Consider the following 14150-nt stretch of genomic DNA (forward strand, 5'->3'; position numbering starts at 1 on the left):
GATGAAATACCCAACATTACTAGAACGATTTTTAACCTATGTCAAAGTCAATACTCGATCTGATGAGACTTCAACAACAACTCCTAGCACACCATCACAAGTAGAGTTTGCAAAGAATGTGTTACTTCCTGAAATGGAAAGAGTTGGACTGCAAAATGTTTATTATCTTCCAAACGGTTTTGCTATTGGAACTCTTCCAGCAAACGATCCAAGTCTCACACGAAAGATTGGCTTTATCTCACATATGGATACAGCTGATTTCAATGCGGAAAACATCAGTCCCCAAGTTATCGAAAACTATGATGGTGGCACTATTGCTCTTGGTGATTCTGGTTATTCACTAGATCCTGCTGACTTTGCTAACCTCCATAACTACAAAGGTCAAACCTTGATTACGACAGACGGTACGACCCTGCTTGGTGCTGATGACAAATCAGGGATCGCTGAAATCATGACAGCCATTGAATACTTGACTGCACATCCTGAAATCAAACATTGTGAAATTCGAGTTGGTTTTGGACCTGACGAAGAAATTGGGATTGGAGCGGACAAATTTGATGCAGAAGACTTTAATGTTGATTTCGCTTATACTGTAGACGGTGGGCCTCTTGGTGAATTGCAATACGAAACCTTCTCTGCTGCAGGCGCTGAAATCACCTTCAAAGGGCGTAATGTTCATCCAGGGACCGCTAAGAACCAAATGGTTAATGCACTTCAGTTAGCAATTGACTTCCACAATCAACTCCCTGAAGAAGACCGACCTGAAAAAACGGATGGCTACCAAGGTTTCTACCACTTGATGAATGTGGATGGAACTGTTGAGGAAGCTCATGCTAGCTACATCATTCGTGACTTCGAGACAGAGAATTTCGAAGCTCGTAAGGCAAAGATGGAAGAGATTGCAAACAAGATGAACCAAGAACTTGGTGCAGAAAGAGTCCTTTTGACCCTTAAAGACCAGTACTACAACATGAAACAGGTTATTGAGAAAGATATGACACCTGTTAACTTGGCTAAGGAAGTTATGGAAGATCTGGGCATCACACCTATTATCGAACCAATCCGTGGTGGGACAGATGGCTCTAAGATTTCCTTCATGGGAATTCCAACTCCAAATCTCTTCGCTGGTGGCGAAAATATGCATGGTCGCTTTGAATACGTCAGCCTTCAAACTATGGAACGTGCAGTTGATACCATTATCGGTATTGTTAGCCATTCCTAATTCAGTGTATTGCTTAAAAAATGCTTCGGTTAAAATAACCAAAGAATTTCAGATAAAATATTTAATCTACTTGGAAACTTTCCTTAGGTGAGTACGGACGTCAGCGAACTTCCAAGAAGTTCCATGACTTAGTTTTGAACCTAAGGTTTCAAAACTCCCGAGTACCTGAAACAATTTTGTTTCAGGTACTTTTCTCACAGCGGAAAGTTTTAGAACTACTTAACTGAATCAAAACATGAGTTCATGTTTTTAAAAAGTGAGCTGACTATTTTATTTAATAAACAGTTTGTTATTTTCCTAAAAAAGCTTCGGTTATTTTGACCGAAGCTCTTTTTCTATTCATCCAGATATACTACCTGACCAAACTGGCTGTTAATCTGGTCTTGGTAGGTCTCATAAATTGAGAGAGGGATTCGCAAGCAAGTATCTGCTGCATGTCCTGCAAAAGGACGATGTGTCAGAAGGGCTACTTTTCTTCCCTTTTCATGCTCCTTCTTCAAGCGATCTATCAGTCTAAGAATCTGACTCGAATCTTCTGGAGCGCTTCGATCAACCAATAAGGTCCATTGACTCCAATCTGGCGCCTCATCTTCGCCACAGATCGAAGTATAGTAAGAAACCTTTTCACCAACTTGACCGAATCCAGCTGTTAAATCCAAAGAACGTAATTTTAGCTCAGGACATAGTTGCACCATCTCTTGTCGCTCATACAAGTAAAGATTATATAAAAACTGGAGATAGAACGGATCCATTCGACTCAGGTCACTCACTTCTTCCCTTTCGAATCCTCTATGAAACGCCTCTAAGATAGATGAGAAGCGATATGGCATGCGTTTGGCGATCCGTTGGATGAGTTCATCGTCTGAAACATTCTTCAGAATACGCTTAGGCCATTGATCCGAACCGAAGTTTTCAACAGCTTGCTGATAGGCTTCTTCCAAACTACTACCAAACCCATGAATTGCACCAACTGAATGAATTTGTGTATTGAGAACTTTTGTCACCTTTTCCATTGGAAAAACAGGTAGTTTAAAGAAAATACGATCTAGAGTGGGTTCAAACAGGGCTGTAAGACCCTTCATCGTTGGGTGAGGAAGGTCCAAAAGGTGGTCGCCTAACTTTAAGCATAAGGCCTGGTGGTAAATCGAATAACCTAAGGCCATGGACATGGTCGAGAAGGAATCCGAAGCAAAAGGATTGACCTCAAGAATATAGAATTGGTAACTCTTTGGATCTAGCGCAAACTTGATGGATGTCGCTCCAACCAGTCTCAAGTGCCGGACAATAGACAAAGCTGCCTCTCTCAAGGTCTGATGCTCGGTATCTGTCAACGTCAGACTTGGGATGACTTGATAAGAATCACTAGAATGGATCCCAACCGGGTCGATACTCTCAATGTTTCCCGCAAGATAATAGTTATCCTGACGATCTCGGACGACGATGTATTCCAACTCCTTGAAACCAACCGTTGAGAGCTCCAACAAACACTGAGCCTGTGGCGATACTTCTAGTCCTTTTTCGACAGCATCACATAAATCATCCAAGTTATTAGCAATCCGACGACCTTGCCCATGCTTACTGGCAAGTGGCCAAACAACAATAGGGAATAGGATCTGCTCTGAGAACTCAATAGCCTCTCGCACTGTCGAAACCAAGGATGAGGAAGGAACTTGATAACCTAAGTCCTGTAGAAAAGACTTTTGGTCTGCCTGGTGGTAAAAGGTACGGTACTGCCTAAGCGAAGTTCCTAGAATACGGATCTTGTGTTCCTTGAGAAACCCAATTTCCTCCAATCGAAATAATAGCCCAAGGACTTGCTTATCCGCAAATGACAGCAGTAAATTTTTGGTTTTCGTCGCTAGAAGGGCTTCTTTTAGACTATCCAACTTTAAACGAATAACGGAAACAGCATTTCCTACTTCTTTTGTGATTCCGTTCTCGTCTCCACAATAGAGGATTTCTGTCTGGTAGCCACGTTCTTTTAATAAGGGATAAGACGTGAGTGCTCCAAGCAAACTGACATCATTGAAGGATTCTGCACACAAAAGCGTTACTTGATTCATGACCATAACTCCTCCCTTCTTTCGTCTAATTTACTTTCAATCAGATCCATAAATTCGTCATAGAAATAGAGACTTTCCCTTGGTCCTGGACTGGACTCAATATGGTAGAGAACACCGATCAAGGGAAGATAGCGGTGACGAAAGGCCTCGATAGAGTGATCATGAAGCTCCTCATGGGTGATCAGAAAATCTCGTGGAAGAGTATCGCGCTCGATGTTGTACTGGTGATTCTGGCTAGTGATTTCGACTTTTCCAGTAGCCACTTCTTTTACAGGAATGTTGAGACCTCGATGAGGACTTTTTAGTTTCGCGAGACTTCCTCCGTGGGCAAGGGCCAGCAATTCTGCCCCCAAGCCGATCCCCATAATTGGAATATGAGGATCGATTTTAGCAATGACCTGGCAAATACCATCGATATGATGAGGATTCCCTGGACCACTGGATAGAATGATGCCATCCGGCTGCAAATCCTTTAATTCCTTCAATTTAATAGAATAAGGAACGACCGTGACGTTACAACCTCGTGCAATCAATTGACGCAAAACGGAATGCCGCAAGCCCAAGTCGATCAAGACGATACTCTTACCAAATCCTGGTGCAGCATAGGGCGTTTTGGTCGACACCTGGCGAACTTGGTCAAAAGGCAAGACGGTTGCCCGAAGTTGATCTAGGATATGCTCAATCGCATCCCCTTCATTAACCACTGTAGCCTTCATGCTTCCATGTTCGGTAACAATTTTAGCCAGCTTTCGAGTATCTACTCCTTGAATCCCTGGAATGTTGTGTTTCTTCAGGTAGGCATCTAAGGACAACTGTTTGCGCCAATTACTTGGATGGCTTGCTAATTGGTGCACGACCACTGCTAGACAACCTGGAAAAATAGATTCATAATCATCTCGGTTAATCCCTGTTGTACCAATAACTGGAAAGGTAAAGGCTAAGATTTGCCCCTTATAGGACTGGTCAGTTATCAACTCCTGATAACCCGTCATGGCAGAATTCAAGACCAATTCCCCACTGACATAGGTATCAGCTCCAAAACCAGTTCCTTCAAAAACCGTCCCATCTTCTAATACTAAGAGACGTTTTACCATAAATTCTCCTTACAAACTCCAAAAAGAAAAGTGAGAAAAGACCACCTTCTTGTAGACTCCCTCACTTCTCCTTTCACTTTACTAAATTATTATTTACGTCCAGCCAATACCGCTTCAATGATCGCCATACGGACGAAGACACCGTTGGTCATTTGCTCTACAATACGTGATTTAGGAGCTTCTACCAAATGGTCAGCAATCTCCACATCGCGGTTTACTGGAGCTGGGTGCATCAAGATGGCTGTGTCTTTCATACGATCATAGCGTTCTTGTGTCAAGCCATGCAAACGATGGTAGTTCTCTTTTGAGAAGAGAGACTCATAATCATGACGCTCGTGTTGCACACGGAGGAACATCATGACATCGACCTCTTCGATCACTTCATCGATAGTGACGAAGGTTCCATAATCTTCAAATTCCGCACTTCTCCATTCGTCTGGGCCTGCAAAGTAGAGGGTTGCTCCCAAACGTTTCAAGATTTGCATATTGGATTTTGCAACACGCGAGTGGTCCAAGTCCCCAGCGATACAAACTTTCAAGCCGTCAAAGTGACCAAATTCTTGGTAGATAGTCATCAAATCGAGCAAGCTTTGGCTTGGGTGTTGACCAGATCCATCTCCACCGTTGACAATAGAGGCTGTGATGGTTGGACTTTCAATCAATTCCTTGTAGTAGTCTACTTCTGGGTGACGGATGACACAGATATCGACTCCGAGAGCTGACATGGTCAAAATTGTATCGTAGAGCGTTTCACCCTTGTTTACAGAGCTCGTTTTCACATCAAAGTCAAGGAGATCACACCCCAATTTCAATTCAGCCACTTCAAATGCTTTGTGCGTACGTGTTGATGACTCAAAGAAGAGGTTAGCCACGATATGTTGCTCGTCATAATGAGCTTTTGCTCCATTTTTAAACTCAATCCCACGCTTAATCAAAGCCATAACTTCTTCGTTTGATAAAGCTTCCATTGAGACAAGGTTTTTAAGTGCGATTTGATTTGTAGACATGTTGTAACTCCATTCCAAAGATATGCATATGTGAAAACGATACAGGAAGCTCCCTCAGTCGCTCCTGTATATAGCGACGATTTGAAAACTACCTTATTCACTCACCTCGATCAAGATGCGATCTTGACCATCTAGCTCAGTCATTTCGACAATGATTTCCTCTGATCGACTTGTTGGAATGTTCTTTCCAACATAATCTGGTCGGATCGGCAATTCTCTATGACCACGATCCACTAGGACAGCCAGGCTGACACGCGATGGGCGTCCGCGACTGACAAGATTATCGATTGCTGCTCGAATAGTCCGACCTGTATAAAGGACATCATCAATCAGGATGACATCTTTGCCAGTAATATCTACTGGTAAAACGGTTGAATCTTCTGTTACTTTGATATCATCACGGAAAGGCTTGGTATCCAATTCACAGACTGGAACTTCTATCTGTTCTAGCTGTGCTAACCGTTCTTTGATGCGATTGGCAATGAATACGCCACGAGTTTTGATCCCTACCAAAACAATTTGGCTCAGATCCTTATTCCGTTCGATGATTTCATAAGTGATGCGAGTAATCGCCCGCTTCATGGTCAGATCATCAACGACTTCTTTGATCTTCATCTTTTCCTCCTAATTGATAGAAAAAAGCCTCCCTTTTCAAGGAGGCTTCAGAAAAATGCTAAGAGATAGTATCTAGAACGCATCCAGTCTACCCCTTATTTTGATCAGACTCCTTGCCTGCCTCACGGGACAGGATTAAAGGACTATTTAATTATCCATACTATATCACAGTTTATAGAGGGATGCAAGAAAAAACTTAATTTTTTCTTCTAATGTTCGGATTTAAATCCACAAATCTTCTATTTAATGATGATCTGTTCCTTTTTTCCCAATTCTTTTCAAGGCAAACAAGCCACATCCAGCTAGTAAATAAGCGACAAAAATGATGGTCGCCATCTTAACCACATATAGCCAACCAAAACGATTGACATTGATAAAGAAATAAGGGAAAGGACTGTCTTTTGCCCCTGGAACTGGCCACTTAAGAACCAAACCGTTGAGAAGAGCAAAGACCATATAGAGTACGGGAAGCAAGGTCCAAGCTAATGGATCCGACTTACGGTATTGTTTTGGTTTATCAATCACCAGGGTGTCAAAGAAGAACATCAAAGGAACAATGTAGTGACAGAGGAAGTTTTCCAAGCGGTAAAACTTCTCAGGTGTCGCGATGGGTGCTAGCATAAAGTGGTAGATGACACAGGTAATCATGATAGACATGGTGACACCACCTTTTAAACGAAGATAGCCCTGAGTCTGGGTCGAACGACCACGAAGCATGCGCCAGACCATGTCCCCCATAAAGAACATGACCAACATGTTGGACAAAATGGTGTAATAGAGCATCATCCCAAAGCCACCATGCTTGGTCAGTTGCAGATAAACGCCGATCACACTCAAGATAAACAATAGAAAACGATAGATAAACAATAGTTTGAATTTCATAGTATTCTCCCAAAAGAAAAGGGTTTAGGCCCTTCAGTTTAATCAGGAACTTTCCTTAAGTGAAGACGGACGTCAGCGAACTTCTTCGAAGTTCCATGACTTAGTTTTGAACCTAAAGTTTCAAAACTCCCGAGTACTTGAAACAATACTGTTTCAAGTACTTTTCTCACAGCGGAAAGTTCCTTATAAACTTAAACAACTCTATTAATTTGTATACTTTATATAGAACTATTTCTTCTTTTCTTTAGATCTTCTTGACAAATTCTGATTTAAGTTTCATTGCGCCAAATCCATCAATCTTACAATCGATATTGTGGTCGCCTTCGACGATACGGATGTTTTTCACGCGCGTTCCTTGTTTCAAATCTTTTGGTGCACCCTTCACTTTCAAGTCTTTGATCAAGGTGACAGTGTCGCCATCAGCCAATTTATTTCCATTCGCGTCGATGGCTACAACACCTTCTTCTTCCACAACTTCAGCTGGGTTCCATTCATAGGCACACTCTGGACAGACCAAGAGGGCACCATCTTCATAGACGTATTCAGAGTTACATTTTGGACAGTTTGGTAAGTTATTCATTTCAATCTCCTTATCAAAATTAACTCCCATAGTATACCATGAAAGGGAAAATTTGACAAATTCTGTTTAACTGTAGCATTTTCAATAAAAGAAGAGGCAACTTGGCCTCCTAAAATTGATGATCACCTTTATCTTCTTGCAACTCCTGAATGTCTCGAATCACGCGCACGCCTGCTTGGCTTCTATTCTGTAATTCTTCGTCAGAGTAGGGGAAGGTATTGATCAAGATACTTTGCATGCCGATGCTTTTCGCTACAGCCACATCTGTAGTGAAGTCATTCCCTACCATGACCGTTTTATTCGGATTCAACTGGTGGTCTTTGATAACTTTCATGAGAAATTCGCGCTGAGGTTTGCGAATCCCTGCATCAGACGACAGATAAATATCATGGAAAATCTCTCTTAGGCCAAGCAAATCAATCTCTGGGTTGGTAAAGTCTGCTTGTGCATTGGATAAGAGATAGATCCGACACCCTGCAGCTTTCATATCTTCTAAGACTTCTTTCGTGTGCGGATAGAGCTCCAAGCGTTTGCGAGAGAGAACACGGAAAGTCCGAGCGATCAAGCGTCCCCACTCTTTGAGATGATGGACACTGGCTCCTGTTGGATGACTCTCTAGATAAAGCTGAACGAAAATCACGGTCAAATCAATCTCCGGATAAGTAACCTGTTTTTCCCGAGCGATACTTTGCTCAGCTTGCTGCACCAACTCTTTATAGCGGACTTGCAAACTTTCCCCTGTATAATGAGCACCATAGGACTGGTAGATTTGGGCCATGGTATCCCATAAGACTGGACTCGACTCATCGGTTTCGATATCGACCAAGGTTCCATAAAAATCAAAAATATAGTTTTTAAATGCGTACTTTTGCTGATTCATCTCTTTCTCCCGTTACAAACATGGTAAAGGTCGCCTTACAGACATTGGCACCTTCCTGATTGGTAATATCAACATCGACAACCCGAGTCGTCCGGCCACTGTGGACACATTCCCCGTGGATGGTTAGGATATCTCCTAGACGCCCGGCTTTCAAGTAATTGATGGAAGATTGCAAAGTTACCCCGTCTACCCCTTGAGAAATCACGACCAAGCCACTGATCTGGTCACATAGAGTAAAGAGATAGCCACCGTGTGCGTTTCCATAATAATTAAGAGAGGATTCGACCACCTTGGTTGTCACAACGACATGGCCATCTCTCATGGTATCGATCTCATAATTTTCAAATGCCGCAATGGCATCAAAATGAAAATCCTTCATAATAAATTCTATTCCCCCTAGATCAGGTATTCCTAAACCCTTCCATCATACTACTTTTTTCCACTTCTTACAAGAATAAGAAAAGAGCTGGTGTACCCAACTCTTAATAGCGAAATTTTTCCCAATCATCGTCTGTCCGTTTGCGATAATAGAACTCAGGCAAGTCCGGGTCTTCCATCACTTCCAGTAGAGGAAGCATGTCGTAGGACAAGTCCAACTTTTCTAATTGGTCCTTCTCAACCCAAGAAACTTCTCCTTCTTCAGACGATCTTAGCTGGCCTGTAAATTCTGTCGCTTTGTAGCAAAAGACGATGTAACGACCGCCCTCATCTTGTGGCCAGTCTTTGACTGCGACCAGTTTTGGATTTGTAATTGTAAGTCCTGTCTCTTCGTAGATTTCACGAATGACGGATTCTACAAGGCTTTCTCCTTCTTCGATATGGCCACCTGGAAAAGCATAGCCAGCCCAGTGAGTCTTTTCAGGTGAGCGGTATTGGAGGACTACTTTCCCATTTTCAAGATCTTCGACTATGCAAAGATTGCACAGTATAGTAGGCGTTGTACGTGACATATATTTCCTTTCTATGATATTGACAATTAATCAATATAAACTTTTTTCTTTATCTCTTTTTTCATGACAAAGGGATTTACTAGCTCATGGTATTCATCGAAGGCATCTAAAAGGGAACCTCTTTGAAAGACAATTGACTTCTCTTTTAAATAATACTCCGAGTGAATCGTTACCAAACCATGACCATCAAAACTAAAGAAAAACACAATGAATAATACTAGGATCAGGCTAGCAAAGAAACTAAACAGTAGCCCCACTACATTCTTCCAATTGACTGCGTGAGTTCGATAAAAGCGATACCAGATATGACAAAAAACTATCACAGCTCCTAGATATAACCAAGGATTCCACAAGAGAGGAGTAAAGGCATAGCCATAGTAACCTAATACAAAGTTAACAAAAACAAAAAGTAAAAGAATTAGATACAGTATCCTAAACAGATTCAAATGCTTTCCCATCATTGACCTCTGCTATGTAAACATTGGTTTGAGTTTAAGATAAAACGAATAGCGTGCTCCCCTTAAATAATAATCAACAGAATATGGACTGCTAACCGTAGCCAATGATCAATCAGAGGCATATCCGGTTCACTATTTTTACTATCTAAGAATAGGCTGAGTGATAATAGAAGCAAAAGAAGGGCAATGACTATTTTCAGAGATAGCATCATACCACCAATAGCAAAAGCAGCTAGAAAGCCAAAAAATGGTAACGGACTAAATAAAAATGACAAAAAACTGAAATAGAGCATAAACAAAGAGAGTATCAATAAGCTGTAAACAATCAACTTAGTGAAAATTGAGACTCTTTTGCCTTCATTTTTCATTTTTGATAGTGAATAAATGACATAGATCATATAGATAAAAAGTAGCATATTAAATCATTCCTATGTTTTATAGATTATGTTAATAGTTTAACTAAACCCTATTCAAAATACAACTAAAGACACTAACTTATCAGTAGTAACCCATCTCTGATCAAAGTTTCTTGACTTCTGCTGCCACCTTTTGGAGATGCTGTTCCCGTATGCTAGCGGTATTCACATCTCGGCCGACTTCTCCCAAGATGCAGACGCGCTTGGTTTTGATCCCACAGTGGTTCAAGACGGCATTCTTCAAAACAGAGATGCCATAACTATCAGGAATGTTGAGGGGGCCTGAAAAAATCTTATACCACCAAGTAGGCGCCATGGAGGTCGCATAAATACTAGCTGTTTTGCCTTTGAGTAACTTCTTAAATTGCTTGCCTCTGAGGTAATTCCAGATAAAGCTTCCCCGATCATTGGCCGAGTAAGCAATCCCCGGTGTAAAGACCCGGTCGATCCAGCCCTTCATGAGGCTCGGCATACTACTCCACCAGATGGGATAGACAAAGATGAAATGATCCGCCCACTGGATCAATTCCTGAGAACGAAGGATAAAGGGATCTTCTTCCATCCGCTTTCGATAGCCATAGCGTAATACAGGGTCAAAATCCTCTTCATTGAGACTGATGACTTCAAGCTCATGGCGCTTTGAGTCAATAGTTTTGACTATGGTTTGAAAAATAGCCTGACAGTAACTTTCCTTATCTGGATGCCCATTGATGACTAGAATTTTCATTCCTATCTCCTCCCTAATCCAAGGCCTTGACTTCCAACATCATATCGCGGATTTGCGCTGCTAGTTCAAAGTCAAGCACTTCGACAGCTTCTTGCATTTGACCTTGCAGTTTCTTGACCAGTTCCTTGCGCTCTTGGCGGTTGAGACTGGTGATATCCACTTCCTTATCCTCTTCCTTGGCCACCGCCTTGGTAACAGAGATCAGGTCACGGATTTCCTTCTTGATAGTTTGTGGGACAATACCATGCTCTTCATTGTAGGCCATCTGAATCTGACGACGACGGGCTGTTTCATCGATGGCTTTTTGCATAGACTGGGTCATGGTGTCCGCATACATGATGACGTGCCCCTCACTATTACGGGCAGCACGACCAATGGTCTGGATGAGCCCCCGCTCGTTACGGAGGAAACCTTCCTTATCCGCATCGAGTATGGCAACTAGACTCACTTCCGGTACGTCAATCCCTTCCCGAAGGAGGTTGATACCGACCAAGACATCAAAAACGCCCAGACGCAAATCACGGATTATTTCCGTCCGCTCCAAAGTCTTTATATCCGAATGCATGTATTTGACCTTGACACCCATTTCTTTGAAGTAGTCGGTCAAGTCCTCTGCCATCTTCTTGGTCAGGGTGGTGACAAATGTCCGCTCTCCACGTTCCACACGCGCATTGATCTCACCCAAGAGATCGTCCATTTGTCCCATAGTCGGACGCACTTCCACCTCAGGATCGAGAAGACCTGTCGGACGAATGATCTGCTCGATGACAGTATCTGTTTGTTCCATCTCATAATCACCCGGTGTCGCAGACACATAAACAATCTGGTGGACATGGCTTTCAAACTCCTCCCGACGCAGTGGACGGTTGTCTAAGGCCGACGGCAAACGGAAACCATAGTTGACCAGCATCTCCTTGCGTGATCGGTCCCCATTGTACATGCCCTTGATCTGTCCCATGGTCATGTGGCTTTCATCGATCATGATGAGAAAATCTTCTGGGAAGAAGTCTAGAAGAGTATAAGGAGGCTCTCCTTCACTCCGGCCATCCATGTGACGAGAGTAGTTTTCGACGCCATTAGTGTAGCCCATCTCTCGTAGCATTTCAATATCATACTCCGTCCGTTGTTTCAGGCGCTGGGCTTCTAAAAGCTTGCCTTCTTTTTCAAAGACCTTTAACTGCTCTTCAAGTTCCGCTTGAATCTTGGCAATGGCCACTTCCATATGGTCGTCATTGGTCACGAAGTGGGTAGCTGGGAAAATTGCCAAGTGGTCCACTTCACCAAGGACTTGACCAGTCAGAGCTTCAACCTCACGAATGCGGTCAATTTCGTCCCCGAAAAACTCAACACGAAAGGCATGCTCATCACGCGAAGCTGGGAAAATCTCGACCACATCCCCCCGAACACGGAATTTGCCCCGTTGAAAGTCGATGTCATTGCGCTCAAACTGGATGTCCACCAGGTCATTGAGCAGTTTATCACGAGAAATCTCCAGACCTGGACGCAGGCTCACCACGCTATCGGCATATTCCTTAGGCGAACCCAAACCGTAAATACATGAAACAGATGCGACAACGATGACATCGTTACGCTCTAACAATGCTGAAGTCGCGGAGTGACGAAGCTTGTCAATCTCATCATTGACCGAGCTATCCTTTTCGATGTAGGTATCGCTCGATGGCACATAGGCTTCTGGCTGGTAGTAATCGTAGTAAGATACGAAGTACTCGACGGCATTTTCAGGGAAAAATTCCTTAAACTCTCCATAGAGCTGACCTGCTAGGGTTTTATTGTGGGCGATGACCAAGGTCGGTTTATTGACTTGAGCAATGACCTGGCTCATGGTATAGGTCTTCCCCGTACCAGTCGCTCCCATCAGGATTTGTGCCTTTTCTCCTCCCTCGATGTTATCCACCAACTGTTCAATCGCCTGCGGTTGATCCCCAGACGGTTGGTATTTGGATACAAGTTTAAATTTGTTATCTGTAATTCGATTAATCATACTTTCTTCCTTTGACTATACTCCTTTTATTTTACCACAATGAAGGATATTTCTCTGACATTTGAAGAAAGGATATTGGTTCAAAAAAAAGACAGGCTCAAGAACCTGTCTTCGTTTTCATCATTATTTCCTTTCATTGATTTCACACTTGTTCAGTAACAACTCTTTCTCTTCTCTCCCCTAAGCGATAAACAATCACGAGGGATAGAAGAAGAACCAGAGTGGTGATGATCGATCCTTCTGCTCCAAATGCCCCTCCAGTCAGCCAGTCAGGTCCTGATCCCATGGTAAAACTAAAAATCGAAGCATCTGCGCCCGTCCCACTGACTTGAAAACCAAGGAGATTCCCTTGTACATAGTTCCAAGTACCGTGTTGGGCAACCACTAGCCAGATACTATCGGTGTAGATAAGGAGAAGACCAGCTAGCACTCCATCGAGGATGATATTCAGTACGGATAAGAAGGTCACCCCTGAATTTCCCAGATGAAGAAAGCCAAAGAGACTACTAGAAATCGCGATTGCTAAAGGGAGATTAGTTCTTGCTGCAATCCGAGTTAGGAGCCAACCCCGCGTCGCCACTTCTTCTGTTCCTCCTTGAAGAAGCCAAAATGGGAATAAACCTAGAATAAAGAGGATGGGTTCTAAACTTAATTCATTAAGCTCAAAAGACCCGATTCCCCCCACCTGGTAGACAAGGGCAATCACACCCATTTGAAGCAGTGAAAGCAAGATCCCCCAACCTAGATACTTGAGCCAATTCCTTTTTACAAAACCTAAAGTCGATAAGGGATTCTTCTCAATGAACTTCACCCAAAAAATAAAGAGTAAGAGAATGAATACAAAACTGAAAAGCTCATAATAAAGAAAATAATGGTAGAAAAATTCTTGGACACTCGCTCCTCCATTGCCTGGTGAAAAGAGCTCTGTTAAAAACTCTATGACTAGAGAAAATGGTCCAACAAACTCACTCCCAAACCAAAGTCCACCTTCAACAAATAGGAAGGTTAAAAACACATAGAATAGTGTAGAAACAAGTACTGGCCATGAGGTGTTAGTTTTTATATCTTGAATGATCTTCCCCTTCTTCATGATCGACCTCCATTTATCTAATAGGTCCATTGTAGCAAAGAAAATCTGAGACTGCAAGATTAGGTCATGTTAGATAACCTGACATGAGTTGATTGAATTTCTTGATTTTAGGTTTCATTTATGATATGATAATACTTGTATAAAATAAATGATTGAAATTCATA

The 14150-nt window shown here is 42.5% G+C and carries 14 protein-coding genes; 1 reads left to right on the forward strand and 13 read right to left on the reverse strand.

Going from position 1 to position 14150, the window contains the following annotated elements; genetic code table 11:
• Position 1 precedes the first annotated feature (1 nt).
• A complete protein-coding gene (gene pepT / locus QM873_RS07640) occupies positions 2-1222 on the forward strand; it encodes a peptidase T (RefSeq protein WP_123159145.1) in 1221 nt (406 codons plus the stop codon).
• 335 nt (positions 1223-1557) lie between these two features.
• Here pepT and QM873_RS07645 read toward each other — a convergent pair whose 3' ends face one another.
• The 13 genes from QM873_RS07645 to QM873_RS07705 all read right to left on the reverse strand — a co-directional run bounded on the left by QM873_RS07645 (position 1558) and on the right by QM873_RS07705 (position 13986).
• On the reverse strand, positions 1558-3285 hold the full coding sequence (locus QM873_RS07645) for an ATP-binding protein (RefSeq protein ID WP_414279104.1): 1728 nt from the start codon (positions 3283-3285) through the stop codon (positions 1558-1560).
• Positions 3282-4379 (reverse strand): carbamoyl phosphate synthase small subunit, encoded by a 1098-nt coding sequence (locus QM873_RS07650; protein WP_195610766.1) that lies wholly within the window; start codon positions 4377-4379, stop codon positions 3282-3284. Before QM873_RS07650 ends, QM873_RS07645 begins: the two co-directional genes overlap by 4 nt.
• An 89-nt stretch (positions 4380-4468) precedes the next feature.
• On the reverse strand, positions 4469-5386 hold the full coding sequence (locus QM873_RS07655; protein WP_414279105.1) for an aspartate carbamoyltransferase catalytic subunit: 918 nt from the start codon (positions 5384-5386) through the stop codon (positions 4469-4471).
• Positions 5387-5479: 93 nt separating this feature from the next.
• Positions 5480-6001: a bifunctional pyr operon transcriptional regulator/uracil phosphoribosyltransferase PyrR gene (gene pyrR, locus QM873_RS07660; protein ID WP_006596278.1), complete on the reverse strand. Its 522-nt coding sequence runs from the start codon at positions 5999-6001 to the stop codon at positions 5480-5482.
• A 243-nt stretch (positions 6002-6244) separates the two neighbouring features.
• The gene (locus QM873_RS07665) at positions 6245-6883 is read right to left on the reverse strand and encodes a Pr6Pr family membrane protein (RefSeq protein ID WP_414279106.1); all 639 of its coding nucleotides are present in this window, start codon (positions 6881-6883) and stop codon (positions 6245-6247) included.
• 244 nt (positions 6884-7127) lie between these two features.
• Positions 7128-7463 (reverse strand): zinc ribbon domain-containing protein YjdM, encoded by a 336-nt coding sequence (locus QM873_RS07670; RefSeq protein WP_009731127.1) that lies wholly within the window; start codon positions 7461-7463, stop codon positions 7128-7130.
• A gap of 109 nt (positions 7464-7572) precedes the next feature.
• On the reverse strand, positions 7573-8343 hold the full coding sequence (locus QM873_RS07675) for an HAD family hydrolase (RefSeq protein ID WP_414279107.1): 771 nt from the start codon (positions 8341-8343) through the stop codon (positions 7573-7575).
• Positions 8318-8722 (reverse strand): PaaI family thioesterase, encoded by a 405-nt coding sequence (locus tag QM873_RS07680; RefSeq protein WP_154857990.1) that lies wholly within the window; start codon positions 8720-8722, stop codon positions 8318-8320. Before QM873_RS07680 ends, QM873_RS07675 begins: the two co-directional genes overlap by 26 nt.
• Positions 8723-8825: 103 nt before the next feature.
• A complete protein-coding gene (locus QM873_RS07685; protein ID WP_414279108.1) occupies positions 8826-9293 on the reverse strand; it encodes an 8-oxo-dGTP diphosphatase in 468 nt (155 codons plus the stop codon).
• A 26-nt stretch (positions 9294-9319) separates the two neighbouring features.
• A complete protein-coding gene (locus tag QM873_RS07690) occupies positions 9320-9754 on the reverse strand; it encodes a hypothetical protein (RefSeq protein ID WP_343093674.1) in 435 nt (144 codons plus the stop codon).
• A gap of 516 nt (positions 9755-10270) precedes the next feature.
• Positions 10271-10894: an NAD(P)H-dependent oxidoreductase gene (locus QM873_RS07695; protein ID WP_343093675.1), complete on the reverse strand. Its 624-nt coding sequence runs from the start codon at positions 10892-10894 to the stop codon at positions 10271-10273.
• A 13-nt stretch (positions 10895-10907) separates the two neighbouring features.
• On the reverse strand, positions 10908-12896 hold the full coding sequence (gene uvrB / locus QM873_RS07700) for an excinuclease ABC subunit UvrB (protein ID WP_343093676.1): 1989 nt from the start codon (positions 12894-12896) through the stop codon (positions 10908-10910).
• Between the two features lie 142 nt (positions 12897-13038).
• On the reverse strand, positions 13039-13986 hold the full coding sequence (locus QM873_RS07705) for a CPBP family intramembrane glutamic endopeptidase (protein ID WP_343093677.1): 948 nt from the start codon (positions 13984-13986) through the stop codon (positions 13039-13041).
• Between the last annotated feature and the right edge of the window lie 164 nt (positions 13987-14150).

This window comes from Streptococcus australis (assembly GCF_047463015.1).
Lineage (GTDB): Bacteria > Bacillota > Bacilli > Lactobacillales > Streptococcaceae > Streptococcus > Streptococcus australis_F.

Excerpts from the sequence above, each read along its gene's own strand:
- pyrR (WP_006596278.1), bottom strand. The coding sequence starts at position 6,001 with ATGAAGATCAAAGAAGTCGTTGATGATCTGACCATGAAGCGGGCGATT.
- QM873_RS07670 (WP_009731127.1), bottom strand. The coding sequence starts at position 7,463 with ATGAATAACTTACCAAACTGTCCAAAATGTAACTCTGAATACGTCTAT.
- QM873_RS07655 (WP_414279105.1), bottom strand. The coding sequence starts at position 5,386 with ATGTCTACAAATCAAATCGCACTTAAAAACCTTGTCTCAATGGAAGCT.
- QM873_RS07685 (WP_414279108.1), bottom strand. The coding sequence starts at position 9,293 with ATGTCACGTACAACGCCTACTATACTGTGCAATCTTTGCATAGTCGAA.
- QM873_RS07650 (WP_195610766.1), bottom strand. The coding sequence starts at position 4,379 with ATGGTAAAACGTCTCTTAGTATTAGAAGATGGGACGGTTTTTGAAGGA.
- QM873_RS07705 (WP_343093677.1), bottom strand. The coding sequence starts at position 13,986 with ATGAAGAAGGGGAAGATCATTCAAGATATAAAAACTAACACCTCATGG.
- QM873_RS07665 (WP_414279106.1), bottom strand. The coding sequence starts at position 6,883 with ATGAAATTCAAACTATTGTTTATCTATCGTTTTCTATTGTTTATCTTG.
- QM873_RS07645 (WP_414279104.1), bottom strand. The coding sequence starts at position 3,285 with ATGAATCAAGTAACGCTTTTGTGTGCAGAATCCTTCAATGATGTCAGT.
- QM873_RS07680 (WP_154857990.1), bottom strand. The coding sequence starts at position 8,722 with ATGAAGGATTTTCATTTTGATGCCATTGCGGCATTTGAAAATTATGAG.
- QM873_RS07695 (WP_343093675.1), bottom strand. The coding sequence starts at position 10,894 with ATGAAAATTCTAGTCATCAATGGGCATCCAGATAAGGAAAGTTACTGT.
- QM873_RS07690 (WP_343093674.1), bottom strand. The coding sequence starts at position 9,754 with ATGATGGGAAAGCATTTGAATCTGTTTAGGATACTGTATCTAATTCTT.
- QM873_RS07675 (WP_414279107.1), bottom strand. The coding sequence starts at position 8,343 with ATGAATCAGCAAAAGTACGCATTTAAAAACTATATTTTTGATTTTTAT.
- uvrB (WP_343093676.1), bottom strand. The coding sequence starts at position 12,896 with ATGATTAATCGAATTACAGATAACAAATTTAAACTTGTATCCAAATAC.
- pepT (WP_123159145.1), top strand. The coding sequence starts at position 2 with ATGAAATACCCAACATTACTAGAACGATTTTTAACCTATGTCAAAGTC.